Genomic DNA, 23240 nt, shown 5'->3' on the forward strand with positions numbered 1-23240 from the left:
GGCCATGAGCCGACAGACCCACCTCGATCCCCGTGCCATCGCCCTGCTGCTGCTGTGCTGCCTGCTCTGGGGCATCAACCAGGTCGCCGCCAAGGCCGCGCTGACCGAGATCACGCCGCTGTGGCAGGCAGGGCTGCGCTCCGTCGTCGCGGGCGTGCTGGTGTGGCTGTGGGCGATGTCGCGCGGCATCAAGCTCTTCGAGCGCGACGGCAGCCTCCGGGGCGGCCTGATCGCGGGCCTGCTGTTCGCGGCCGAGTTCGGCTGCATCTTCGTCGGCCTGCAATACACCAGCGCCTCGCGCATGGTGGTCTTCATCTATCTGGCGCCCTTCGTCGTCGCTCTGGGCATGCCGTGGATCGCGCGCGGCGAAGCGCTGTCGGCGCGGCAATGGGTCGGTCTGGTGCTGGCCTTCGGTGCCATGGCCTTTGCCTTCGCGGAGGGCTTCTCGGCGCCGGGCACACCGATGCAGTGGTGGGGCGACACCCTGGGTGTGGCCGCCGCCGTGCTGTGGGGCGGCACGACGCTGGCCATCCGCGCCACCCGGCTGAGTTCGGCGCCGGCCGAGAAGACCCTGCTCTACCAGCTCGGCGTCTCGGCCCTCGCGCTGTGCGCTGCCGCCCTGTTCGCCGGTGAACCCCTGCCGTTGCACTGGTCACCGCGCCTGCTGGGTCTGTTCGGCTTCCAGGCCGTCGTCGTCACCTTCGCCAGCTATCTGGTCTGGTTCTGGCTGATCAGGCACTACGCCGCGACCAAGCTCGCCGTCTTCACGCTCAGCACGCCGCTGTTCGGCCTCGTGGCCGGCGCCCTGCTGCTGGGCGAGGGCATCAGCGCCCGCCTGGTCGCGGCGCTGGCCGCGCTGGCGGTAGGCATCGTGCTGGTGAATCGCTGATGGTGGCGCCCGGTTTCAGGAATCCCCCGCGGCGGACGCCGCTGGCTTGGGCTTGTCAGCAGGATCGTCCTTGGCCTTGGGGGCTGCCTTGACGAAGATCTGCACGCTTTCGCTGAAGTCGCCGGTGGAGTCGGTTGCCTGCAGGATGTAGCGCCCCTTGGCCTTCTTGCCGAATTGCACCTTGGCCTGCATGCCTGCGGTGCCCAAGGAGGTCGTGGTCAATGACGCCACGTCATCGCCCAGTTCCCCTTGCAGCATGGCGACCGGAGATCCCGGATTGGGTTGAGTCACGACAAAGCTGTAGGTCTCTCCGGCGTTGGCGGCGAAGCTCTCGTTGGGCGTGACGCGGATGCCTGAATCGCTGGGACAGCCAGCAATTCGGCGAACTGCCTTGGTTTGCGCTCTGAAATGCAAGACCATGGCAGCCACTGCGCGGCGCGCGGCATAAAGATCCTCGATGCGGCGGGCCAAGGACTCGGTGTCGCAACGCGGCGCCGCAGCGTCACCTCTGCAGACCTCTCGAGGTTTCGCCAAGTCTTCGATCTTGCTCTTGTAGCCGTCGACAAGCTTCTGCCGGGCTTCTTCGGCCTGGCGCTGCTTGGCTTGCTTCAAGGTAGTCTCGATCAGGTCCTGCAGTTTCTCAAGCTCCTCCGTCGTCAGCTTGGCGGACGCCGGCGCAGGAGGCTTGACCGGCGCCGATTTGGGGGCGGGGGCAGGTGCGCGTTTCGGGGCGGACGCTGCATCGGTGGGCGCCGAGGCTGCGGACGCCGCTGGCTGGGCTGCAACGGCGTTGGCCGCCACGACGGCCGCAAGCGAACTGCCCATCATCAGCACGCCGGGACCCCCAGGCATGGCCCAACGCTCCGACACGTGGGGCGCGACCATGGCGAACTTCGATTCACCAAGGGCGTGAGGCAAGCTGCTGGTGGTGCTGCCGCCATTCGCGTCGGGCTGATCCTCGGCGGTATCGTTGCCAATCTTCTTGAAGCCAGACACGACGTCTTGGGCCTCGGACAGAGACACATCGGCCTTCTTCAGATCGGGTTGCGCCACACGGATCAGATCGTTGACCGTCGTGATGATGGTGTGAGCGCGATCACGAATCGACTCTCCGGAACCCACCACCGCCTGCCGCAGACTCTTGCCGTCTTCCAGCGTACGGCGCGCATAGTGGAGCGCCTTGTCGACATCGCGGATGGTGCGAGGCAGATAGGGACGGTTCTGGACGCCTTCGGGCAACGCCACCTTGAGTCTTCCGATCTCTTCAGACAACTCCTCGGGGCTCAACTTCTTGCGCCCCTCCTGTGCCGGACCGGCCTTCTTCGCCTTGTCGGACTTGACGGCGGATCCGGGCTTGTCCGGCAATGCGTCGTTGGCCGCAATGAGTCGAGCCACCGCCTGGGCTTGCGCCAGCGCCGCAAGGGCCTGGCCCTCGGCCACACCGATGCGTGCCGATGCAACGTCCCGCGACAGTTTGTCGATCTGCGTGGAAAGCGTCGCAATCGCCTGCTCCAAATCCTGGAGGTTGTCGGCTTGCTTGGTGCCCGCTGGCGCAGACTGCGGCATCAGCAGCGGTGCCGATTGGCGCAGCAGACATGTCAGCGCCTGGTATCCGACGTTGTAGGCCGACTCCTGGCCCTTGTTCAGTGCGTACTCGCTCAGGCCCAGCGACGTGGCCAGGACGGCGCCGAGAGCAACGGTAGTCCGCTTGGTCTCGAAGGTGGGGTCAGTCAATCCGGGAGGGTTGGGCTTGAGCGCGTTGTAAAGCGCGTAACCTGTGATGAGCGTCGCCCCCGTCGCGAACGTCGCCCGCGTGACGCCGATCTGCCGCATGCCGCTGAAATAGTCCTGCCGCACGGCCTCGACCTGCTCAATGGCCTGGTTCGCCCCACCGGCAAACGGGACCTTGTCGCGTTCCGCGGCCTCGGTCTTGAGCGGCTTCATGCTCACATAGGGATCAAAGAAGGCGCAGCCCCCCACGCTGGCCGCGGCAGCCGCCACCACGAGCAGCCGGGGCAAGCGTACCGGACGGAGATGGATACCCTGGCGCATGACCGCCTCCCTCGACTGTTGATATGGCCGCGACGTTAAGGGTCGCCACCCCGGCCGGCATCCACAAAAATGAGGTCCTGCGCCGTGTCGCGCTCGCGCTAGAAGCCCCGCCCCGCCCTGCATAGACTGCGTGCTTCCACCCAGGAGACCCCCATGATCACCCTCTGCGGCATCCCGCTCTCGAACTACTACAACAAGGCCAAGCTGGTCCTGCTGGAAAAGGGCATTCCCTTCACCGAGGAATACGTGAAAACGCATTCCCACGCCGAGGAGGTGCTGAGCTGCTCGCCGCTGGGCAAGGTGCCCTTCATCAAGACGCCCCAGGGCCCGCTGTGCGAGAGCCAGGCCATCGTCGAATACCTCGAAGCGGCCTACCCGGACACCCCCAGGCTCATCCCCGCCGACCCCTACCAGGCCGCCAAGGTGCGCGAGCTGATCACCTATGTGGAGCTGCATCTCGAACTCGTCGTGCGCGAGCTCTATGCCGAGGCCTTCTTCGGCGGCCAGGTCAGCGACGGCACCAAGAAACGCGTCGCCCGCGTGCTGCCCGAGAACATCCAGGCCTTCAAGCGCCTGGCCAAGTTCGGCCCCTATCTGGCCGGCGACACCTTCACGCTGGCCGACTGCGCCGGCTGGGTCAGCTTGCCCCTGGTGGCGATGGCCACCAAGGCCATCTACGGCGAAGACTTCCTGGCCGCCGCCGGCGTGGACTGGAAGTCCTATGCCAAGCTGATCGGCGAACGCCCCCATGCCCTCAAGGTGGTCGCCGATCGCAAGGCCGATCAGGACAAGTCGCTGGCGGCCAACCGAGCCTGAACCCACACCGCCTTGACCACCGCGCCCGTCGAAATCGAACTGAAGTTCCTCGTGCCGGCGGCCTCCCGCGCGGCCCTGGCCGCCGAGCTGGGAGGACGAGGCACGGCGCGGCGTGTTTCGCTGATCGACGCCTATTTCGACACGCCCGACCGGCGCCTCGCCCGTGCCGGCCTGGCCTGGCGCATGCGCCGCGAAGGCCGGCGCTGGATGCAGGGACTGAAGGCCGCGGGCAGCGCTGCGCTGCAGCGCTTCGAGCACGAGGTCATTCGTCCGGACGCCCACCCCGACCCGCAGGCGCACGCCGAGACGGATCGTGGCCGGCAGTTGATCGAACTGCTGGAGAACGCCAAGACGGAAGGCCAGGACGTCGGCCTGCGCTTCCAGATCCAGCAGCGCCGCCTGCTGCGCCGCGTGCGCACGACCGGTGCCGTCGTCGACATCTCCTTGGACGAGGGCCGGGTGACCGCCGGCACGGCGATGCAGAAGCTGTGCGAGCTCGAGTTCGAGTTGGTCTCCGGCGCGCCGGTCGCCATGCTCGGCCTGGTCGAGCGCTGGCGGCGCCGCTTCGGCCTCGTCTACGACCCACTCAACAAGGCCGAGCGCGGCCACCATCTCGCGGCCGGAACGCCCCATCCGCCGCTGCGCAAGGCCAGGTTGCCGCGCTATGCCAAGGACGCCAGCGCCCTCGAGGCCTTCGGCGCGGTGCTCGACGAATGCCTGGCCCATATCAGCCGCAATGCCATCGGCCTGGCCGCGGGCGCCCCCGAGCTGCGCGCCGAGCATGTGCACCAGGCCCGCATCGGCATCCGGCGGCTGCGCAGCGCGCTGCGGGCCTTCCGCGGCTGGGTGGCCGAGGCGCCGACCGAGCTGGTGGACGGCCTGCGCGCGCTGTTCGCAGAACTGGGCAAGACGCGCGACAGCGATGTGCTGGGCAGCGGTGTGGCCGAGGAACTCCGGCAGGCCGGCGCACCGCCGCTGGACCTCCCCACCGAAGGCGATGCGGCCGACCTCGCCGCCCTGATCCGCGGTGACACCGTCCAGCGGCTGCTGCTCGCGTGGATCACCTGGCGCGCCAGCCTGCAGCCGCTCGCCGAACCGCAGCAACCGCTGAAGCACCTGGCCCGCAAGCGGCTGCGCCGCTGGCACAAGGCACTGGCGCGGGACTGCCTCCGCTTCGACGAACTCGAGCCCACGGCCCTGCACACGCTGCGCAAGCACGCCAAGCGCCAGCGCTATGCGATCGAGTTCTTCGCGCCATTGCTGCCGCAAAAGCATGCGGCCCGCCATCTGCAGGTCCTGGCCGCGGCCCAGCAGGCCCTGGGCGAGATCAACGACCTCGTCGTGGCCCGCGACCGCTATCAGGCCCTCGTCGCCAGCCATCCGGCCGCCTGGTTCGCGGTGGGCTGGCTGACGGCCCGCCTGGCCGAGGCGCGCGACAAGGCACGCGACGAACTCGGCCACCTGGCCGCCGTCGAGAACCTGGCGCGCTAGGGTCTGTTGACGCGATGGCACCAGGTCGCGTTAACAGACCCGCAGCCTGACGATGGGCCGCGCCGGCTTGTGCCGCGCGACCTCCTCGAAGCCCAGCTCGTCGAACATGGCCAGCGTCCCGAACCAGGGCGCGTCCGGCGCCCCCGCGTCGCCCTTGTCGACCGGATAGGCCTCGACGAGGCGAACGCCACGTTGGCGCGCAAAGGCCACCGCGCCCTTGAGCATGCCCCGCGCCACACCCTGCTTGCGGTACTGCGACGGCACGACGAGGCAGACGATGGACCAGACCGGTTCATCGTCCACCGCCTTCATGGCCGGCGAGCGGCGCAGCTTGGCGAAGTCCTCGCGCGGGCCGAGCGACACCCAGCCCACCGGCCGATCTCCGTCGTGGCCGTCGTAGCCGATGAGACCCGGTGGCGGGTCTTCGCAGGCGAGGGCCTTCAGCGCGTCGTGCGCGAGCCGGCGCTGCGACTCGCTCGGCCGCGTGTAGGTGCCCTTGCCGGTGACGCGGTAGTACATGCACCAGCAGCCGCGCGCCACCGAGCAGCCGCGGGCCTCGAACAAGGCCTCGAGGTCGGGCCAGCGCTCGGGTGTCAGGGGGTGCACCGCGAGCTTCATGGTGCGTCAGTCGGCCGAGGACAGCTTCAGCCCGACGATGCCGGCGACGATGAGGCCGATGCTGAGCAGGCGCGCCAGATTGGCCGGCTCGCCGAGCAGCACGATGCCCAGGATGACCGTGCCCACCGCACCCACGCCGACCCAGACGCCATAGGCCGTGCCCACCGGCAGCGACTTCATCGCGATGCCCAGCAGCCACAGACTGACGATCATGCAGGCGGCCGTCGCCGCGCTGGGCCAGGGCTTGGTGAAGCCTTCGGTGTATTTCAGGCCGATGGCCCAGCCGACCTCGAACAGGCCGGCAATAACGAGAATGATCCAGGCCATTCAACTTCCTCTGTAGTGCCCTGCAGGGATTCTGGCCGCGCCCGAAATCCCGGGGCCCCGTGGGGTTGCCTTAACCTAGCGGCAATGAGTCACAAGCCCACCACTGTCAACGAGCTGGGCGAGTTCACCGTCCTCATCGACGCGCGCTCGCCGGCCGAGTACGCCCTCGACCACATCCCCGGCGCCATCAACTGCCCGGTGCTGGACGACGAGGAGCGCCGCATCGTCGGCACCACCTATGTCCAGACCTCGGCCTTCGAGGCGCGCAAGATCGGCGGCGCCATGGTGGCGCGCAATATCGCCCGCCACCTGGACGGCCTCTTCCACGACAAGTCCAGGGACTGGCGCCCTCTCGTCTACTGCTGGCGCGGCGGCATGCGCAGCGGCAGCTTCGTCAACTGGCTGAGGCTGGTGGGCTGGGACGCCCAGCAGCTCAAGGGCGGCTACAAGGCCTGGCGGGCCCATGTCATCGAGCAGATCGCGCTGCGGGCACCACAGCTGCAGCTGCGCGTGCTGTGCGGCCCCACCGGCAGCGCCAAGACGCGGGTGCTGCAGGCCCTGGGCGAGCAGGGCGAGCAGATCCTCGACCTGGAAGACCTGGCCGCGCATCGCGGCTCGGTGCTGGGTGCCGTGCCCGGCCGGCCGCAGCCGTCACAGAAGGGCTTCGAGACCCAGCTGATGCAGGCCCTGTCCGGCCTGGACCTGGGACAGCGCGTCTGGGTCGAGGCCGAGAGCCGGCGCATCGGCCGCATCACGGTGCCGGAGCCGCTGCTGCAACGCCTGCGCGAAAGCCCGGTCGTCGAGATCGCCGCCACGCCCGCCGCGCGCCTGGCCTATCTGCTGCACGACTACGCCTGGCTGGGCGACGACCCGCAAGGCCTGGCCGACAAGCTGGGCACGCTGCGCGAGCTGCTGCCCAAGGAAGTGCTGGCGCAATGGCAGGCATGGGCGCTGGAAGGCGCCCTGCCCCCGCTGTTCGAGGCCCTGATGGCCCAGCACTACGACCCCCTCTATGCCCGCTCGCAGGGCCGGCATCTGGCCGGCCTGCCGGACGCCCAGCGCCTGCAATGCGAGGATCTGTCGGATGACGGCATCCAGGCCCTGGCCCGCCGCATCGCTTCTCTGCCCTAGACCGCATCATGACCTCCACAACACCGCCCGTGCCCCGCCTGACCTCGCTGTCCCACGGCGGCGGCTGCGGCTGCAAGATCGCTCCCGGCGTGCTGAGCGAGATCCTGAAGAACACCCGCAACTTCCCGGCGCCGCCGCAGCTGCTGGTGGGCATCGAGACCGCTGACGACGCCGCGGTCTATCAGTTGACCGACGACATCGCGCTGATCGCGACGACGGACTTCTTCATGCCCATCGTCGACGACCCCTTCGACTTCGGCCGCATCGCCGCGACGAATGCCATCAGCGACGTCTACGCCATGGGCGGCACGCCCATCATGGCCCTGGCCCTGGTGGGCATGCCCATCAATGTGCTGCCGGTCGACGTCATCGGCAAGATCCTGCAGGGTGGCGAATCGGTCTGCAGCGCCGCGGGCATCCCGATTGCCGGCGGCCACACCATCGATTCGGTCGAAGCCATCTACGGCCTGGTCGCCCTGGGCGTGGTGCATCCCAAGCGCGTCAAGCGCAATGCCGACGCGCGCGTCGGCGACCGGCTGGTGCTGGGCAAGCCGCTGGGCGTGGGCATCCTGTCGGCGGCGCTGAAGAAGGAGGCGCTGTCGGCCGAGGGCTATGCGCAGATGCTCGCCACGACGACCCAGCTCAACACGCCCGGGCCCGACCTGGCCGCGCTGGCCGGCGTGCATGCGATGACCGATGTCACCGGCTTCGGTCTGGCGGGCCACGGGCTGGAGCTGGCGCGCGGCGCCCAGGCCAGCGTGGAGATCGCCTGGGACCGCGTGCCCCTGCTGCCTGGCGTGCGCGAACTCGCCGAGGCCGGCATGGTGACTGGCGCCTCCGGGCGCAACTGGGCGGGCTACGGCGCCGAGGTGCTGCTGCCCGACGGCTTTTCCGCCGTCAACCGTGCCCTGCTGACCGACCCCCAGACCAGCGGTGGGCTGCTGGTCTCCTGCGATGCCGGCGCCGTGGACGAGGTGCTGGAGGTCTTCCACCGCCACGGCTTTGGCGCCGCTGCCGAGATCGGCAGCGTGGTGGCCCGCGGCACCGAGGGCAGTCGCCTGCGCCTGCGCCAGGCCTGAACGCTCTCGCGTCGTCCTACAGACAAAGCCTTCCAGTCGGCGAAAACTGGCGTCATCAGGAGCAGGCCAGGAGATGACATGGAAACAGGACAGACAGACCCCCTGCATCCGGGCTGGGTCAAGGGCTGGATGGTGCTGCGCGTGAAGCAGCAGATCCCGGGCGACTTCGTCAGCTTCCATGCGCATGCCGCCGAGGCCCAGACCGAAGCCCAGCGGCGTGGCCCGGGCCATCAGGTCTTCCACGGCAGCCACCGCATGGGCAGCGAAGAGTTCATCGTCGACTGAAAACAGGCCGGGTGCGTGCATCCAGCCGACTTCAGGGCGGCTCGACATGTTCGGCATGGCGGCACAGCCAGGAGACGTAGGAAATCTTGCCCTTGGGCCTGCTGTAGCGCTGCTTCCTGAACGTGAGGCGCACGCGCCCCGCCCAGGCGGCGTCTATTTCGACGCACATTTCATCGTCGACCGCACAGGCCGGGTCTGGCAGGGACTTGCTGGCCAGGGCGATGTATTGACCGGGAACCCGGCTCAGGATGCCGTTGTCGGCATTGGCGGGTACTGGCGGGGCGCGGTGGTCGAGGGCTGCTGTCATGGCGCCATCGTGTCGGGACGCAGGCTCACCAGATGAGCCCGCACGCCGGCGGCCAAATGACTCGCGAGAATCCGCCCACCGATGCGGCTTCATCCAGCCTCGCATGCCACGGACTTTTACGCTTGCCGGCACACTGCCGGCGCCGGGAATGGCTAGAGTCAGAGCGCTGCGCTCAGACGCAGCTTTAGCGGCAAGAGGAGCTCAGGGCGCGCATGTCCTCAGGGGGATCGAAAACGACGTTCACTTCGCCCGGGGCCAATGCGCCGGAGGGCGACGCTGCGGCGACGAATGCTTCGGACGCCGCCTGGTATCGGCAATTGTTCGAGGCCAATCCCGTCCCGATGTGGATCTACGACCTCCAGACGCTGGCCTTCCTGGATGTCAACGAGGTGGCGTGCCAGAAGTACGGCTACACGCGCGACGAATTCCTGTCGATGACCCTCCGGGATATCCGACCTGCGGAGGACGTCGAGGCCGTGGAGCAATCCGTCAAGCTCACCCCGACCCAAAGCTTCAACAGCGGCGTGTGGCGCCATCTGCTCAGGGATGGGAGCCTGATCTACGTCGAGATCACCTCCCACGAATTGCTGCACCAAGGCCGGCCCGCACGTTTCGTTGCGCCGCTGGATGTCACCCAGCGGGTGCTGGCCGAGGCGGCGCTGCGCGAGCGCGAGGCCGGGCTGCGCCGGGCGCAGGTCCTGGCCCGGCTGGCGCACGTCGTGACGCGCGCCGACGGCTCGTTCGAGAACTGGTCGGAGACCCTGCCGGCCCTCGCGGGCTGCGATGCCGACAGCATGCCGCTCAGCAACCAGGACTGGAGGGACAGGCTGGTGCACGAAGAGGACCGCCGCAAGTTCAGCGACGCCCTCGCGCAGGCCTACCGCAGCGGCACCAAGGTGGAGACTGAATACCGCCTCGTGCGGCCCGGCGGCGAGGCCCTGCAGGTGGCCCAGGTCATCGAGCCCATCGGCAGTGCGGCCGGCGTGGGGGGCGCGCGCTGGTTCAGCACCCTGCAGGACGTGACGGCCCAGAAGGCGGCGGAGTTCATGGTCCGCAGCGTCAACGAAGAGCTGGAGCTTCGGGTGGCGCAGCGCACCGAGCAGCTGCAGGCCACCAACCGCGAACTGATGCTTGCCACGCTCGCCGCCGAAGCTGCCAATCGGGCCAAGAGCGAGTTCCTCAGCCGCATGAGCCATGAGCTGCGCACGCCGCTGAACGCCATCATCGGGTTCTCGCAGCTGCTCTCGACGCCGGCACACGGCCTCCCTGCGGAGCGTCAGGCGGTCTTCAACACGCATATTCACAAGGCCGGCGAACACCTGCTGTCCCTGATCGGCGAACTGCTGGACCTGGCTCGGATCGAGGCGGGCAAGGTCGAGCTCGATCTGCAGCGTTGGCGACTGCAGCCCCTGCTTGCCGAGTGTGCGGCGATGGTGGCGCCGCAAGCCGCGGCCCGGGGTCTCAAGACCGCATTTCCGACGCTCAACGAGAACCTGGTCGTCGTGGCCGACCAGCGCAGGTTGAAGCAGGTGCTGCTGAACCTGCTGTCGAACGCGGTCAAGTACAACAAGCCGTATGGTGAGCTGAGCGTGGAGGTCGGCAAGGTCGATCAGGAGCATGTCCGCATCCAGATACGCGACACAGGGCACGGTCTCAGTGAAGACCAGATCAACCACCTGTTCGAGCCCTTCAACCGCCTGGGCCTGAACCGGGAAGGCCCCCATGCCGTCGAGGGCACGGGCCTGGGCCTGGTGGTTGCCAGGCAGCTGGTCGACCTGATGGGAGGGCGGATGGGCGTGAGCAGCTCGCCCGGGGTCGGCAGCAGCTTCTGGGTGGACCTGGTGTTCGATGAGAGCACGCCCGAGCTCGAGCCTGCGGATGCTGTTGCGTCGGCGCCAGACCGTGCGCGAGTTCAGCGGGGCCACAGCACGGTCCTGCTCGTGGATGACGATGGGCCCAGCCATGAGCTGGTGCAGGCGCAGCTGGCCCGGCGGCCCGATCTCAGGCTCGTCACGGCGACCAACGGGCGCGAAGGCGTCGCCCTGGCGATCGCGCATCAGCCGGCCGTCATCCTGATGGACAACAGCATGCCGGAACTCAGCGGCCGGCAGGCGCTGGAGCTGCTCTCGCAGGACCCGCGAACGGCGAGGATTCCCGTCATTGCCATCAGCGCCAGCGCTCAAGCCCAGGCCGGCGCAGACGATTCCGCGGCGTGGTTCAGCCGCGTTGCCAAGCCTTTTGATCAGGGCGACCTGCTGCAGGCCATCGACGCCGCCATCGACAGTCCTTGAGGCGCGCGGGCCTTCTGGAGCGTGGACGGCTTGGCGCAAGGATCAAGCCTCGCTGCGCAACACTGCGACACACATCGGCGGCATGCGCCGCAGTAGAGTTTTCTCGAGCCGGTAGTGGCTCGCCCCCTGGCCAACACATCCAAGGATCCAAGATGACATCCACGACATTGCTGCGCATCGCGCTGGTCTCCGCCGCCCTCGTCACGGGCAGCTCTCTGGCCCTCGCCGCCGGCAGCCGCCAGAACCACCACTGCAAGATGGCCGACGGCAGCATGGACACGGCCAAGACCAAGAAGGCCTGCCTTGCGGCCAAGGGCACCTGGGTCAAGGATGCCCCTGCTGCCGGCGACGCTGCCTCGGCACCGAAGAAGTAGAGCGCCAGAAGCCTCAGGCGGTGATGAACATCACCGCGACGGCGACGGCCATGACACCGGTGGCCGCCCAGCCGAACACACGGTGCCGGCTGGACATCGTCAGCTCGCCCATCACGCGGGGCGACTGGCCTATCCACATCATCACCACCATGATGGGCACCGAGATGACGCCGTTGACGACGGCGCTCCAGACCAGCGCCTTGATGGGATCCAGTTCGAACAGGCTCATCAGCGCGCCAATGACTGTCGCGGCGATGATGATGGCGTAGAAGCCGCGCGCCTCATGGAAGCCATGCGACAGGCTGGCCTTCCAGCCGAAGACCTCGCTGACCGCATAGGCCGCCGAGCCCGCCAGCACCGGCACGGCCAGCAGGCCCGTGCCGACGATGCCCAGCGCAAACACCGCGAACGCGAACTCGCCCGCCACCGGTCGCAGGGCCTCGGCCGCCTGGCCTGAAGTCTGGATGTTGGTGATGCCGTGCAGGTTGAGCGTCACCGCCGTGGCCAGCACGATGCAGAGCGCGATCACGTTGGAGAAGGACATGCCGATGTAGGTGTCCTGCTTGATGCGGAAGAGGTGCTCCTGTGCATAGGCCGGCACCAGCCGCATTTCGGCCGCATGCGGCCGGGTCTGGATCTCCTCGACCTCCTGCGACGCCTGCCAGAAGAAGAGGTAGGGGCTGATGGTCGTCCCCAGCACGGCCACCACCATGCCGGCGTAGTCGCTGAACTTGGCATCCACAGGGAAGAAGGCCCAGGGCTGCAAGGACTCCACCGTGGCCTGTCGCCACGGCACCTGCACCACCAGGACGACGGCGAAGTAGGAGAACAGCGCCAGCGTCAGCCACTTCAGGATGCGCACCGAACGCTCGTAGGAGAAACACACCTGGCCCAGCACGCAAAGCGCGCCGAACCCGACGATGAACAAGACCCGCGAACCGCCCACCAGCATGCGGGCGGCTTCGGCCATGGCGCCGATGTCGGCCGCGATGTTGATGGTGTTGGCGACGACCAGCAGCGCGACCAGGCCCAGGGTCAGCCAGCGCGGGCAGACCTTGGCGATGTTGGCGGCCAGCCCCTGGCCGGTGACCCAACCGATGCGGGCCGACAGCATCTGGATGCCGATCATCAGCGGCGTGGTCAGCAGCAGGGTCCAGACCAGGCCGAAGCGGAACTGCGACCCGGCCTGCGAATAGGTGGCGATGCCGCTCGGGTCATCGTCGGCGGCACCGGTGATGAGGCCGGGACCCAGGCGCCTGGCCAAGGCCTTGGTGTCGGGCAGCCGGTCGCGGGCGTTCGCAAAGGCCCGGGACAACAGGAAAGCGTTGCGGAGGATGAGTTGTTGCACGGGTATCTCCCCGCCGCCGTGCCACGCGCACGGCGGAAGAATGCGGCGCTTTCTGGGAGCCGCAGGGGCACGAAGGTGTCCGGGGAGAAGGCTGGTCGGCAGAAAGCCGAACGCAGCAAGCCTGCTGTCCCGGGAAATGGAAGGTCGTCAGAGCCTCCACCGCCCGGGTTGCAGCCGCGCCGCAAGGCGATGGCTACAGACTGGACGGCGAAGGCCAGCAACTAGGTGCTGGGGTCATGGCAATGCCGTCAGTGAAGGGACCACGATTTTCTTCAGGCCCGTGATCAGGGTCAACCCGAGTTTGAGTCTGGAAACCTGGCTGCAAGGAAAGAGGATTTCGTCCTCTGCCGCGCCGGCGCCGCCGACGCCCGGCGCGGGCCCCATACGCGGGAATTTCTGAACCCGCCGCACGAGAACCTCGCTCCTAGAATCGTCCGCCAAGATAGGCGCTTGGGGAGCGAGGATGAAGTCTTATAACGTTATCGGCTATCTGCTGATCGTCGTCTACGGGCTGGCCTGCGTCGCGGTCGCGCCGCCCGCCCTCGGTCCCTGGGGTGGACTGGCAGTCGCGGCGGTCTACTTCCTCGTGACGTGGTTCATCGGCGGCGTCTACCTCTCCTGCGTGATCCACATGGGCATCGCGCATCGTGCGCTGGACTACAAGCCCTGGTTCGTGAAGGCGATCACCGTCGTCAACAACGCGTTCTTCGTCTACATCGACCCGGTGGCCTGGGTCAACCGGCACCGGCTGCACCACCGCTTTTCCGACCATCCGGGTGACCCCAACAAGCTGGCCTCCGACGGTCTGTGGCGCACGTTGTGGCTGTGCATGTTCCCGTATCCGACCACGGACAACGTCGCCAACGATGCAATCTTGAAGACCTGGCCGTTCCGCCTGGTGTCGAACTGGCCGTTCATCATCGTGGCGACCGCCGGCCAGTTGTGGCTGATTGCCCAGCTCACCCACTCTTGGGCCTTCGCGGTGGTGATGTGGACGATGTTCCGGGTGTTCGCGCTGTGGATCAACATGGTCCAGAACTTCTGGACGCACGACCGCCGCTTCGGCTACCGGCATCACGACGATGAGCGCGACAACGCGATGAACATCGGCGAATGGCTGCCGGTCACGATCACCTTCAGCGCCTGCCTGCAGAACAACCACCACCACGCGCCGGGCTTTCTGCGCCTGAGCCACGTCGAGGGCGAATACGACTTCGGCTTCATCGCGGCGAAAGCGATGAAGGCGCTGGGGCTGGTGAAGGCCACGCGGACCGGCATGGAGATCCCGAAGGACGTGACACTGCCGGCCGTGGGTTTCTGAGGCGGACAAGCGGCAGGCGTCGCGCCCGCCGCGCGGGCTGAGATCGTCAGGCCGGCGACTTCGCCTTCAGCGCCTTCTTGGGCCGGGCGCGGAACGGATACAGCGCCTGGGCCCAGAAGCCGGCCGGCAGCTCTTCCTTGTACAGGCCGTAGGTATGCGGCCAGCTGCCGTCCGCGGGCAGGTAGTGCGTGCCGAACAGCCGGTCGATCCACGGGAAGTGGATGGCGAAGTTCTTGTCCAGCGCTTCCTTCTGCGACGTGTGGTGCCAATGGTGGAAGCGCGGCTGGATCAGGAAGGGCTCGAGCCATTTCACCGTCGGGCCGAAGTTGCAGTGCGCCCAGGTCGCGTGGATGGTCACGAAGAACAGGTAGGCCACGATCATGTCGTGCGGGAAGATGAACATCATCGGCACCAGCATGAAGGCACGCACGATGACGTCGTCGACAAGGTGCGAGCGCGAGCCGGCAATCCAGTCCAGGCCCTTTGACGAATGGTGGATCGCGTGGAAGCGCCAGAGGAACGGGATCTTGTGGAAGGCGAGATGGACGGCGTACTCGCACAAGTCCGCCACCAGGATCGCCAGGAAGAACTGCACGATCCACGGCAGGGCCGCCATGGCATTCAGGATGGCGGGCACACCCAGATAGGTCGTGAGCTGCGTCGCGGGCAGCAGGATCAGGAAGGACGTGATCTGGATCGGCAGGTGCGTGGACAGGAAGTACTTGATGTCCAGCAGCCATTCGGGGCGAAACACGCTCTGCTTCGGATAGGCCGGCCACAGCACCTCGATCGGCGAGAAGATGAGGGTCATCAGCAGCATGTCCAGCAGGAACCAGTCCAGGCCGATGGCCGGACCGTCGTGCAGTTCGCCGTTGATGGGCACGCTGGCGCCGCCCCACAGCGTGGCCAGCAGGGCCAGCGTGATGCCGGTCAGGCCCAGGATCTTCTTGCGTCGCAGGATGGCGTTGAGCACGCCGAAGACCAGCGCGCCCACGATGACCCCCTGGATCACGCCGCGCATGATGGCCATCGGGTAGTGCGGCCGCAGTTCGGGCGAGGTCAGGAGCTGCGGGAAATGCAGGCAGACCACGGCGCCCAGCGCCAGCAGCCCGCAGAAGGCCGACAGGATGCCGCTCCACCAGCCGCTGCCGAAATGACTCGGCCCACCGTCGCCGAAGACTTCGTTGATCTTTTGTTCGAGCACGATCCGCTCCCCTTTTCTCGTTGCCACCGGCGGATGGCGGCATCTCCGAATGGCGCGAGTCTAAATGTGGCCTTCTGCGGGGTGAATGCAGGGATCGTGGCGGTACGTGACGTAGTAGCTTCCAACGGGGCTCATGCCGGCCCGCTTCCGCAGGGGCCTGCCGTCGCGTGATATTGCGGCGCCCCCGAGCGATCACCGTCTTCCATGCAAGCCCGCGTCGAGCCGCCCGTCTTTCAATGCCTTCGACACCCGCAGTGCCGTTGCGCGCGCCTGCTCGCATGAGCAGGCCCTTGAGTTGGGCGGCAGGCGCGACAGCCCTGGCGCTGGCCTGGGCGGGATGGCACTGGCTGGGTGCCGGGCCGGTGCCACGCCCCTGCCTTATTTCGTGCCGCCCCGAAGTCGCCGTGCATGACGAAGGACTTCGGCCTGGGGCAATGGCCCACCGTGTCCCATGAAGAATTTCGTCGCTCCATCTGCGGCGAGGCGTTCGAGCGCCTGGGCGACGCGCTGAGGGTCGTCTTCAAACGGCGGACGCTTGGCGCGTCCCGTCAGCACAATGCCGCCAAGCAGCACCCCGGAGGCAATCAGATCGCCAACCAGCGCCTGACCGTTGTCGAGCGCAATGCTCAACGAGCCGCAAGTGTGGCCAGGCGTGGCTACCACCTTGCCAGCGATGCCGTATGGCGCCAGATCGAATGCCTGGTCGCCCTCCAGCAGGATGTCCGGCTCGAAGGGCTGGTAGGCCCGCTGGATCAGGCCAGTGCGGAAGAAGACGCGTCCGAAGACGCCCGTCGCGCAGAACGTCATGCGTTGGCGTTGGGTGTAGTGATCCAGATCGCCGCGGTGCGCGCACACCGGCGCGCCAGTCAGCCCACGCAACCGGACCGCATTGCCTGCGTGATCGATGTGCGCGTGAGTGATGACGATCAGCTTGATGTCGCGCCAATCCAGGCCCCGGGCATTCAAGGCCTTCGCCACGGCATCCTCGGTGTCGGGCAAGCCGGCATCCACCAGCACGGCACCGCTGGCGCCCACGACAAGATGGGCGTTGACGAGGCCCATCGGCAGGATGGAAATCCGGACGACTTCCAGCCCCATCACGCCGTCACTCCGACGGGCGCAGTCGGCGGGTTGCGCTGCAGCCATGAATAGACCTCGTCCAGCGGCACATGGCCTCCCGCAACCCTGGCGTAGAAGGCGAGGTCGATGCGACCCTCGGGGCCGATGAGGAAGTCGGCCGGCAAACGGTCGAAGGGCCCTTCGACGCGACCGGGTGCGAAACGTTTGGAGAAAGCGCGGACGGCGTGCACGGCGTTGCTCGGCGCCAGCAGGCCGGCCCAGCTCCTTTCCACCTGGAAGAGGCGGTAGAGCTCCATCCCGGGATCGGGGATCAGGGCGAATGGTGCGTCCTGACGGCCGACATACTCCCTCATGCTTTCGGCGGTGGACTGGAAGACCGCCAGCACGACAAGACCGTCGCGCGCCAATCGCTCATGCGCCAGCACCATCTCCCGGACTCTGAGATTGCACATCGGGCAGGAGGCGTAGCGCATGAATGAGAGCAGCACCGGCCGCCCCCTCAGCTCCGAGAGCTGGACTGCGCGGCCGAACATGTCGGAGGCCTGAAAGTCGGGCGCTGTCGACCCCTGTTGAAGCGGCATGAATATTCCCCAATTGGACGACCGTCCAATGCTATCAGGACGATCGTCCAATGTTCAACGGAAATTTGGACGAGCGTCCAGATAGAATCCGGCCATGAGCGAGCCTTCCGCCACCCGTGACCGCGTCGTCGCCGCGGCGTCGCATCTCTTTGCCACGCGCGGCTTCGCCGCCACGTCGATTGCTGACGTCGCCGAAGCGTCAGGCCTTCTGAAGGGCAACCTGGCCTACTACTTCAAGACAAAGCAAGGCCTGCTCGACGCCGTGCTCGATGCACGAGCGAAAGCACTCTGGGGCGAGCTGGTGGCGCCGGCCCAGGACGGCGAGGATGCCCGCACGACGATAGGCCGGCTGCTCGAACACGTCCGGTCCTCGGCAGCGGAGCTGGCCCAGCACGGCTGCCCGGTGGGCGGTCTGGCTACCGAGCTGGGCAAGACAGACGAGGCCCTGCATGGGAACGCTGCGGCACTTTTGCTGCAGCTGGAGGCGTATCTGTGCGAGGCCTTCGCCCGGTCCATGCACAGGAAGCAGGCCGAGCGATCCGCCGAGCATCTGCTGGCCCGCCTGCAAGGAGCCGCCGTGGTTGCCCAGGCGCGGCGCGATCCGGACGTGGTTCATCGTCAGGTGGACGAGGCCATGGCCTGGCTCGACACCGTCCTACCGAGCGGCAAACGCAAGCGCGCGGCCTGAAGCTTGCGGCGCCTGCAGTCGTCATCCCTTGACGTTGCCTCGCGCAGCGGGCTTCCTCACCTTGGCCGCCGGCAGCGTCGCGTTGTGCGCGAGGCACAGGTCGATTCAATGCTGCAGCGCTGATGGCGTCGTCACGGACGCCGCCGCCACGAACACATAGCCCGGGTAAGGTCTCCCCTGCATCACCACCGTCTCGACGCCCTCGCGCTTGAGCGTCTCTTCGTGCAGGGCGGGGTCGATCCGGCACATCAGCCGCTCGGGGCGGGCCGTCACGCACAGGTTGTCCCGCAGCATGAAGCCGATGCTGCCAAACATCCGCTTCTCTCGGATGCCGGGTACATCGGCAAGCAAGCTGCGAACGCGGGCCACCAGATCGTCACTTGCCGAAGTCGTGCTCAAAGACTCTCCTGTAACGGGCACGAGGAAGACGACAAGGCTGGCTTTGGCCTTCACCCACTAGCATCACCTTGGCGTCGTCATGCGGCGCGAGTATCAATCAGGCCCAGGAGGGATTCCGATGGACACGTCCACCTCGTTCCCCGCGGAAGGCGGTTGTGATTGCCGCGCCGTCAGGTATCGCCTTGAAAGCGCACCTCGCTTCGTCCACTGCTGCCACTGCCGCTGGTGCCAGCGGGAGTCGGGCGCCTCCTTCGCCCTCAATGCCATGATTGAAGGCGACCGGGTAACCCAGTTGGGCCACGAGCCCGAGCTGGTCAAGACGCCTTCCAGCAGCGGCAGCGGCCAGTTGATCGCCCGCTGCCCCATGTGCAAGGTCGCGGTCTGGAGCCACTACGCTGGCGCGGGACCAGTGGTGAAGTTCGTTCGTGTCGGCACCTTGGACAACCCGGACCTGCTGCCGCCGGACATCCACATCTTCACCGCCTCCAAGCAGCCATGGGTGCTGCTGCCAAGCGGCGTGCCGGCGGTGGCCGAGTACTACGACCGTGAGGTGTTCTGGCCCAAGGAGAGCCTCGCGCGCCGCACGGCGATGCGTCCTTTGATCGAGGCCTATTTGGCGTCAACGCGGGAACCAAGTTCGAACTAGCGGGGGAAGCCGCTGTCCGCGCCTGGACGCCGCGGGGACCTTTCGTACACTGGCTATGGGTGTTGGGCAGGTCTGCGCAACAGGTTTGCGTGAAGGTCGGGCCGCCTCACGGGCTTGAGCCTGGGCTTCTCCGACATGACCTTCCAACCCATCGAGCTGGTCGCCGCCTTCATCTTCGCGGCCGCGCTGGTTCATACCTTCTCTGCCAAGCTGTTCGAGCGACTGGCGCACCGAGTTCCGCGCCACGCCGGACTACTGCATCTGCTTGGCGAAGTGGAGGTGGTCTTCGGCTTCTGGGCCATCGTCCTCGTGCTTGCCATGGCGCTGCTGAATGGTGCCGGACAGGCGCTGGACTACGCCGAATCGCGCAACTACACCGAACCCCTGTTCGTGTTCGTCGTGATGGTCATCGCGGGTTCACGGCCGATCCTGCACGCCGTGCGGACCCTCATCGGCGCCTGCGCACGCCTGCTGCCCCTCGCGCCACAGGTCGCCGCGGCCTGGCTGGGGCTGGCCGTCGTTCCGCTGCTTGGCTCCCTCGTCACCGAGCCGGCGGCAATGACCATAGCGGCCCTGATGCTGGCGCCAGTCGTGTTCCGCCCCGAAATGCCCGAGCCGCCCAAGTACCTGGCCCTGGGCGTGCTCTTCGTCAATGTCTCCATTGGTGGCACGCTGACCTCCTATGCGGCGCCGCCTGTGCTGATGGTGGCGCAGACATGGAACTGGGACAGCGGCTTCATGCTGTCGAACCTGGGCTGGAAGGCTGCCCTCGCCGTCTTCGCCAATGCCACCGTGGCTGCGGCCATCCTGCGCCGGAAACTGATCGAGCACGCACCAGCCAGCAGACGCGGCAGCGCGGACGCGCCGGGCGTCCCCCCGGGCATCATCGCGGTCCATCTGGCGCTGTTGGCAGGCGTCGTGATGCTGGCCCACCACCCGGTCGCCTTCCTGGGACTATTCCTGCTGTTCCTCGGTTTTGCTCAGGCCTACGACAGGCACCAGGACCCGCTGCTCATCAAGGAAGCCCTGCTGGTGGCTTTCTTCCTGGCCGGCCTCGTCGTGCTGGGCGGGCTGCAGCGATGGTGGCTTCAGCCCATCGTGTCGGCGCTGGGGCCGGTGCAGTTGTTCTTCGGCGCCCTCGGCCTGACGGCGATCACCGACAACGCGGCACTGACCTACCTGGGTTCACAGATCGAGGGCATCTCCAGCGCCGCCAAGTACATGCTCGTCGCCGGCGCCGTTGCCGGCGGGGGGCTGACGGTCATCGCCAACGCTCCCAATCCGGCAGGCCTGACCCTGTTGAGGCGCGGCTTTGCCGATGAATCGGTGGGGGCGGGGGCGCTGTTCCTCGGCGCCCTCGGGCCGACCATCGTCGCAGCGGCGGCCTTCCTGCTGCTCTGAGGCTGGTTCAGCTCCTGGGCCGGTTCTTGTCCCAGATGGCCACCAGGATCAGCGCGTAGGCGATGAGCCGCACCGCATAGTTCAGGGGCGCATCCTCACCCACCTGCGCACTGAGGCCCAGGTGCATGCGATTCGCCGACTCGATCCAGAACGACAGCGCGAAGAAGATGAAGAACCGGTCTCGCGTCCTGCGCCAGAAGCACCAGAAGAACAGCCCCGCCACGCACGCCAGGGCGGCGGTGGCGCCATGCAGCACCGGGGTCAGGGCCGCGACGGTCATCGTTCCCTCTCCGTCACCAGGCCCACGACGAGCAGCAGCATGGAGACCAGCCCCACGACGGCACGCCACGGCGACAGGTCGACGTCCGCGAAGACAGTCTTGTCCAGCAGCAGCAGCACGTTGTTGGCCGTGAGCCCGACGAAGCACAGCCCGCTCCACAGCAGCAGCGCGAACCTCGTCCTGGCATAGCTGCGCAGCAGCAGCGCGGCGCACAGAGCCGCCGTCATCAGGCAAAGGCCAAATATCAGGATCGCCATCTCACGTCCTCCTTCTCAGCCGGAAAGCCTCTGCAAACCGCTGGGCGCTTCGTTGGGTCGCGTCGTGAATCAGGCCGGACACCCCGATGAGATTGCGGGCGTAGACCTCGGCCAGTTGCGTCAGCGCCTGGCCCAGCGCTTCGTCGGGCGCATAGCGGAATTGTTCACCCTGCGCCTGCACGACGCCGGCATCGCTCATGGCCTGCAGCAGCTCGGTGGCCGTTCCGACCGAGACATAGAGCGCGCGACCGATGTCTTCTGCAGACCTCGGCACTTCGGGCTGGCGCTGGAACTGCAATACAGCCTCGAGATAGGGCACCGAGGGAATGGCGGTCAGGATGAAGCGCCTGACCTCGTCCGGGATGGCTTCCTCGCTCATGCCGAAGGCGGGGGCAGGCGCCCCAGTTGCGAGAGCATCAGCGAGCTGTAGAGCGGTCGGCTGATCCAGCGCGACACCAGGCTGGCGCCCAGCGCGGCGGCCATTAGGGTCAGCACCATGGCATGACCGTCCACCATCTCCATGACGATGATGAAGGCCGTCAGCGGCGCCTGCGTGACGGCTGCCAGGAAGCCCGCCATGCCCAGCGCAATCAGCGCGGAGGAGCTGCCCTCGAAGCCCGTGAAGACCGCCACGTCCGCCCCCAGGCCAGCTCCGATGGCCAGCGATGGTGCGAAGACACCGCCGGGCACGCCCGACCAGACCGCGAGCCAGGTGGCCACGAAACGCAGGGTGACGTAAAGCAATGGCAGGTCGATATGGCCATCCAGCAGATGCCGCGTGTACTCATAGCCACTGCCGAAGCTCGAGCCCCCGCTGACCCAGCCGATCAGCGCAATGGCGACCCCGCAAACTGCAGCGAACAGCACCGGACGGGCTTGCCGCCATTGCCCCAGACGGCCCCTGACGTCGGTCATCGAGGCATGCAGCAGCCGGGAGAAGACGCCGCCCAGGGCGCCGCTGGCCACGGTCACCAGCAGCGCGGGAAAGACAAAGCCAGGTGCCAGCGCGGGCACGCGGATCACGCCGAAGTAGGTGGCGTTGCCGAACGCCGAGACCGCCATCAGCCCCGCCAGCACGATGGCCGCGATGATGAGGCCGCTGCTGCGCTGCTCGAAACGGCGGCTCAGCTCCTCGATGGCGAACATGATGCCCGCCAGCGGCGCATTGAACGCCGCGGCGATGCCTGCCGCACCACCGGCCACGAGCAGACCGTGGGTCGAGACCGGAGCCCCCTGCGGCATGTATCGACGCGCATGGTGCATGACGCCGGCCGCGATCTGCACCGAGGGTCCTTCGCGTCCCATGGCGAGCCCGCCCAGCAGGCCGCCGGCCGTGAGCAGCGCCTTGGCGATGCTCAGGCGCAGGGAGACGAACAGGCTGCGGTCGTGTTCGCCCACGGCCGGTTCAAGCGCCGCCATGACCTGAGGAATCCCCGAGCCCGCCGCTCCCGGTGCATGGCGCCGCGTCAACCAGACCAACGTGGCCAGCCAGGCCGGCGTCCAGAGGAAGGGCAGCCATGCGGCCTGCGCAGACAGCCAACCAAAGCCGGCCAGCGCACGTTCGCAGAGCCAGGTAAAGCCGACGACAGAAAGCCCTGCGAGGACGGCGAACGACAGCACGACGAAGCGGCCGACCCATGTCCGCCAATCCGTCAGGTCGCCACGAATTGACGCGACGACGTCGGGCTGCTCAATGTGCTTGTGTGGCGGGGGCGGGGGAGGCAACGCGAGTGGAAAGAAATGTTTGTACAAATGTATATGCTAGGCTTTGCTTGTCACAACCCCGGACCCAAGGTTCTCTGCCGCGTGCGTGCCATTCGTACCACTGCAATGCTTGCTGCGCTTGCCGTTACGCTAGCGGGCTGCGCGACGAGCACCGTGTTCGGGCCTGTGAACACTGTGCTCGTCTCGCCTTTGCCCGTGGCCGCGTCCGCGCCATTGCCAAGGCCACAACCCGAAACGGTGGCCGCCCAACGCATCAAGGTGTTGCCCCCCCATCTTGACCCGGACAGCGAGCTGTACGGGCACCGCAGCGTCTTTTTCGCCTTTGACGAGTGGACGGTGCGTCCCGAGGACCAACCAGTTGTGGAGTCGCACGGCATCTACCTCTGGCGCTACCCCGAACTGCGCGTGCGGGTGGAGGGCAACACGGACGACCGCGGTGGCCGGGAATACAACCTCGCGCTGGGCGAGCGGCGGGCGCAGGCGCTCAAGGCGGCCCTGCAGTTGCTCGGTGCCAGGGACGAGCAGATCGAGACCGTCAGCTATGGCGAGGAGAAACCCCGCCGTGCTGGCATGGATGAAGAGTCGCGCGCCCACAACCGGCGCGCCGACATCATCTACCGCAGAACCTCCAGGTAGCGGGGCGCGACGGC

General features: G+C 67.3%; 26 protein-coding genes. 13 read left to right on the forward strand and 13 right to left on the reverse strand.

Annotated elements, in window-relative coordinates; all coding sequences use genetic code 11:
* Positions 1-4: 4 nt before the first annotated feature.
* Positions 5-889, forward strand: coding sequence for a DMT family transporter (locus AC3WOE_RS13880; RefSeq protein WP_492691220.1), 885 nt, complete (start codon positions 5-7; stop codon positions 887-889).
* A 15-nt stretch (positions 890-904) separates the two neighbouring features.
* Here AC3WOE_RS13880 and AC3WOE_RS13885 read toward each other — a convergent pair whose 3' ends face one another.
* Positions 905-2941, reverse strand: a complete 2037-nt coding sequence (locus AC3WOE_RS13885) for a hypothetical protein (protein WP_492691222.1) — start codon at positions 2939-2941, stop codon at positions 905-907.
* Between the two features lie 153 nt (positions 2942-3094).
* Between AC3WOE_RS13885 and AC3WOE_RS13890 the strand changes: the two genes are divergently transcribed.
* Together AC3WOE_RS13890 and AC3WOE_RS13895 are read left to right on the forward strand one after the other, a co-directional pair.
* The gene (locus AC3WOE_RS13890) at positions 3095-3757 is read left to right on the forward strand and encodes a glutathione S-transferase (RefSeq protein WP_492691224.1); all 663 of its coding nucleotides are present in this window, start codon (positions 3095-3097) and stop codon (positions 3755-3757) included.
* Positions 3758-3769: 12 nt separating this feature from the next.
* Positions 3770-5248: a CYTH and CHAD domain-containing protein gene (locus AC3WOE_RS13895; RefSeq protein ID WP_492691226.1), complete on the forward strand. Its 1479-nt coding sequence runs from the start codon at positions 3770-3772 to the stop codon at positions 5246-5248.
* Positions 5249-5278: 30 nt separating this feature from the next.
* Here the strand turns inward: AC3WOE_RS13895 and AC3WOE_RS13900 are convergent, their stop codons facing one another.
* Together AC3WOE_RS13900 and sugE are read right to left on the reverse strand one after the other, a co-directional pair.
* Positions 5279-5866, reverse strand: a complete 588-nt coding sequence (locus AC3WOE_RS13900) for a GNAT family N-acetyltransferase (protein ID WP_492691228.1) — start codon at positions 5864-5866, stop codon at positions 5279-5281.
* A gap of 6 nt (positions 5867-5872) precedes the next feature.
* Positions 5873-6193, reverse strand: a complete 321-nt coding sequence (sugE, locus tag AC3WOE_RS13905; protein WP_492691229.1) for a quaternary ammonium compound efflux SMR transporter SugE — start codon at positions 6191-6193, stop codon at positions 5873-5875.
* An 84-nt stretch (positions 6194-6277) separates the two neighbouring features.
* Between sugE and mnmH the strand changes: the two genes are divergently transcribed.
* From mnmH to AC3WOE_RS13920, 3 genes are all read left to right on the forward strand, one after another.
* The gene (gene mnmH / locus AC3WOE_RS13910) at positions 6278-7324 is read left to right on the forward strand and encodes a tRNA 2-selenouridine(34) synthase MnmH (RefSeq protein ID WP_492691230.1); all 1047 of its coding nucleotides are present in this window, start codon (positions 6278-6280) and stop codon (positions 7322-7324) included.
* 8 nt (positions 7325-7332) lie between these two features.
* Positions 7333-8403: a selenide, water dikinase SelD gene (gene selD, locus AC3WOE_RS13915; protein ID WP_492691232.1), complete on the forward strand. Its 1071-nt coding sequence runs from the start codon at positions 7333-7335 to the stop codon at positions 8401-8403.
* A gap of 78 nt (positions 8404-8481) precedes the next feature.
* Positions 8482-8688: a hypothetical protein gene (locus AC3WOE_RS13920; RefSeq protein ID WP_492691233.1), complete on the forward strand. Its 207-nt coding sequence runs from the start codon at positions 8482-8484 to the stop codon at positions 8686-8688.
* A 31-nt stretch (positions 8689-8719) separates the two neighbouring features.
* Here AC3WOE_RS13920 and AC3WOE_RS13925 read toward each other — a convergent pair whose 3' ends face one another.
* Positions 8720-8995 carry a hypothetical protein gene (locus AC3WOE_RS13925; RefSeq protein WP_492691234.1) on the reverse strand — a complete coding sequence of 92 codons (276 nt, stop codon included), beginning with the start codon at positions 8993-8995 and terminating at the stop codon, positions 8720-8722.
* A 212-nt stretch (positions 8996-9207) separates the two neighbouring features.
* Between AC3WOE_RS13925 and AC3WOE_RS13930 the strand changes: the two genes are divergently transcribed.
* Positions 9208-11286 carry an ATP-binding protein gene (locus AC3WOE_RS13930; protein ID WP_492691236.1) on the forward strand — a complete coding sequence of 693 codons (2079 nt, stop codon included), beginning with the start codon at positions 9208-9210 and terminating at the stop codon, positions 11284-11286.
* A 152-nt stretch (positions 11287-11438) separates the two neighbouring features.
* On the forward strand, positions 11439-11660 hold the full coding sequence (locus AC3WOE_RS13935) for a hypothetical protein (protein WP_492691237.1): 222 nt from the start codon (positions 11439-11441) through the stop codon (positions 11658-11660).
* Between the two features lie 13 nt (positions 11661-11673).
* Here the strand turns inward: AC3WOE_RS13935 and AC3WOE_RS13940 are convergent, their stop codons facing one another.
* Positions 11674-13008 carry an NRAMP family divalent metal transporter gene (locus AC3WOE_RS13940; protein WP_492691238.1) on the reverse strand — a complete coding sequence of 445 codons (1335 nt, stop codon included), beginning with the start codon at positions 13006-13008 and terminating at the stop codon, positions 11674-11676.
* Between the two features lie 463 nt (positions 13009-13471).
* Between AC3WOE_RS13940 and AC3WOE_RS13945 the strand changes: the two genes are divergently transcribed.
* Positions 13472-14329, forward strand: a complete 858-nt coding sequence (locus AC3WOE_RS13945) for a hypothetical protein (protein WP_492691239.1) — start codon at positions 13472-13474, stop codon at positions 14327-14329.
* Between the two features lie 46 nt (positions 14330-14375).
* Here AC3WOE_RS13945 and AC3WOE_RS13950 read toward each other — a convergent pair whose 3' ends face one another.
* From AC3WOE_RS13950 to AC3WOE_RS13960, 3 genes are all read right to left on the reverse strand, one after another.
* Positions 14376-15533, reverse strand: a complete 1158-nt coding sequence (locus AC3WOE_RS13950) for a sterol desaturase family protein (RefSeq protein ID WP_492691241.1) — start codon at positions 15531-15533, stop codon at positions 14376-14378.
* Between the two features lie 378 nt (positions 15534-15911).
* On the reverse strand, positions 15912-16679 hold the full coding sequence (locus AC3WOE_RS13955; RefSeq protein ID WP_492691242.1) for an MBL fold metallo-hydrolase: 768 nt from the start codon (positions 16677-16679) through the stop codon (positions 15912-15914).
* Entirely contained in the window at positions 16631-17194 is a 564-nt protein-coding gene (locus AC3WOE_RS13960; RefSeq protein WP_492691243.1) for a peroxiredoxin family protein, read from the reverse strand. Before AC3WOE_RS13960 ends, AC3WOE_RS13955 begins: the two co-directional genes overlap by 49 nt.
* A gap of 94 nt (positions 17195-17288) precedes the next feature.
* Between AC3WOE_RS13960 and AC3WOE_RS13965 the strand changes: the two genes are divergently transcribed.
* Positions 17289-17882 (forward strand): TetR/AcrR family transcriptional regulator, encoded by a 594-nt coding sequence (locus AC3WOE_RS13965; RefSeq protein WP_492691244.1) that lies wholly within the window; start codon positions 17289-17291, stop codon positions 17880-17882.
* Between the two features lie 105 nt (positions 17883-17987).
* Here the strand turns inward: AC3WOE_RS13965 and AC3WOE_RS13970 are convergent, their stop codons facing one another.
* Complete coding sequence (locus tag AC3WOE_RS13970) at positions 17988-18281, reverse strand: TfoX/Sxy family protein (RefSeq protein WP_492691245.1); 294 nt, start codon at positions 18279-18281, stop codon at positions 17988-17990.
* 118 nt (positions 18282-18399) lie between these two features.
* Between AC3WOE_RS13970 and AC3WOE_RS13975 the strand changes: the two genes are divergently transcribed.
* On the forward strand, positions 18400-18927 hold the full coding sequence (locus AC3WOE_RS13975; protein ID WP_492691246.1) for a GFA family protein: 528 nt from the start codon (positions 18400-18402) through the stop codon (positions 18925-18927).
* A gap of 135 nt (positions 18928-19062) precedes the next feature.
* Positions 19063-20328: a putative Na+/H+ antiporter gene (locus AC3WOE_RS13980; protein WP_492691247.1), complete on the forward strand. Its 1266-nt coding sequence runs from the start codon at positions 19063-19065 to the stop codon at positions 20326-20328.
* 7 nt (positions 20329-20335) lie between these two features.
* Here AC3WOE_RS13980 and AC3WOE_RS13985 read toward each other — a convergent pair whose 3' ends face one another.
* Genes AC3WOE_RS13985 through AC3WOE_RS14000 form a run of 4 tightly spaced genes read right to left on the reverse strand, consistent with a single transcriptional unit; the run spans position 20336 to position 22590 of the window.
* A complete protein-coding gene (locus AC3WOE_RS13985; RefSeq protein ID WP_492691249.1) occupies positions 20336-20608 on the reverse strand; it encodes a DUF5985 family protein in 273 nt (90 codons plus the stop codon).
* Positions 20605-20865: a DUF5985 family protein gene (locus tag AC3WOE_RS13990; RefSeq protein ID WP_492691250.1), complete on the reverse strand. Its 261-nt coding sequence runs from the start codon at positions 20863-20865 to the stop codon at positions 20605-20607. Before AC3WOE_RS13990 ends, AC3WOE_RS13985 begins: the two co-directional genes overlap by 4 nt.
* A gap of 1 nt (position 20866) precedes the next feature.
* Complete coding sequence (locus AC3WOE_RS13995; RefSeq protein ID WP_492691252.1) at positions 20867-21244, reverse strand: hypothetical protein; 378 nt, start codon at positions 21242-21244, stop codon at positions 20867-20869.
* The gene (locus AC3WOE_RS14000; RefSeq protein ID WP_492691253.1) at positions 21241-22590 is read right to left on the reverse strand and encodes a chloride channel protein; all 1350 of its coding nucleotides are present in this window, start codon (positions 22588-22590) and stop codon (positions 21241-21243) included. The genes AC3WOE_RS13995 and AC3WOE_RS14000 overlap by 4 nt, the downstream gene beginning before the upstream one ends.
* Before the next feature lie 237 nt (positions 22591-22827).
* On the opposite strand from AC3WOE_RS14000, the gene AC3WOE_RS14005 reads away from it, so the two are divergent.
* Complete coding sequence (locus AC3WOE_RS14005) at positions 22828-23226, forward strand: OmpA family protein (RefSeq protein ID WP_492691255.1); 399 nt, start codon at positions 22828-22830, stop codon at positions 23224-23226.
* Positions 23227-23240 lie beyond the last annotated feature (14 nt).

It is taken from the genome of Roseateles sp. FW305-36 (assembly GCF_058787015.1).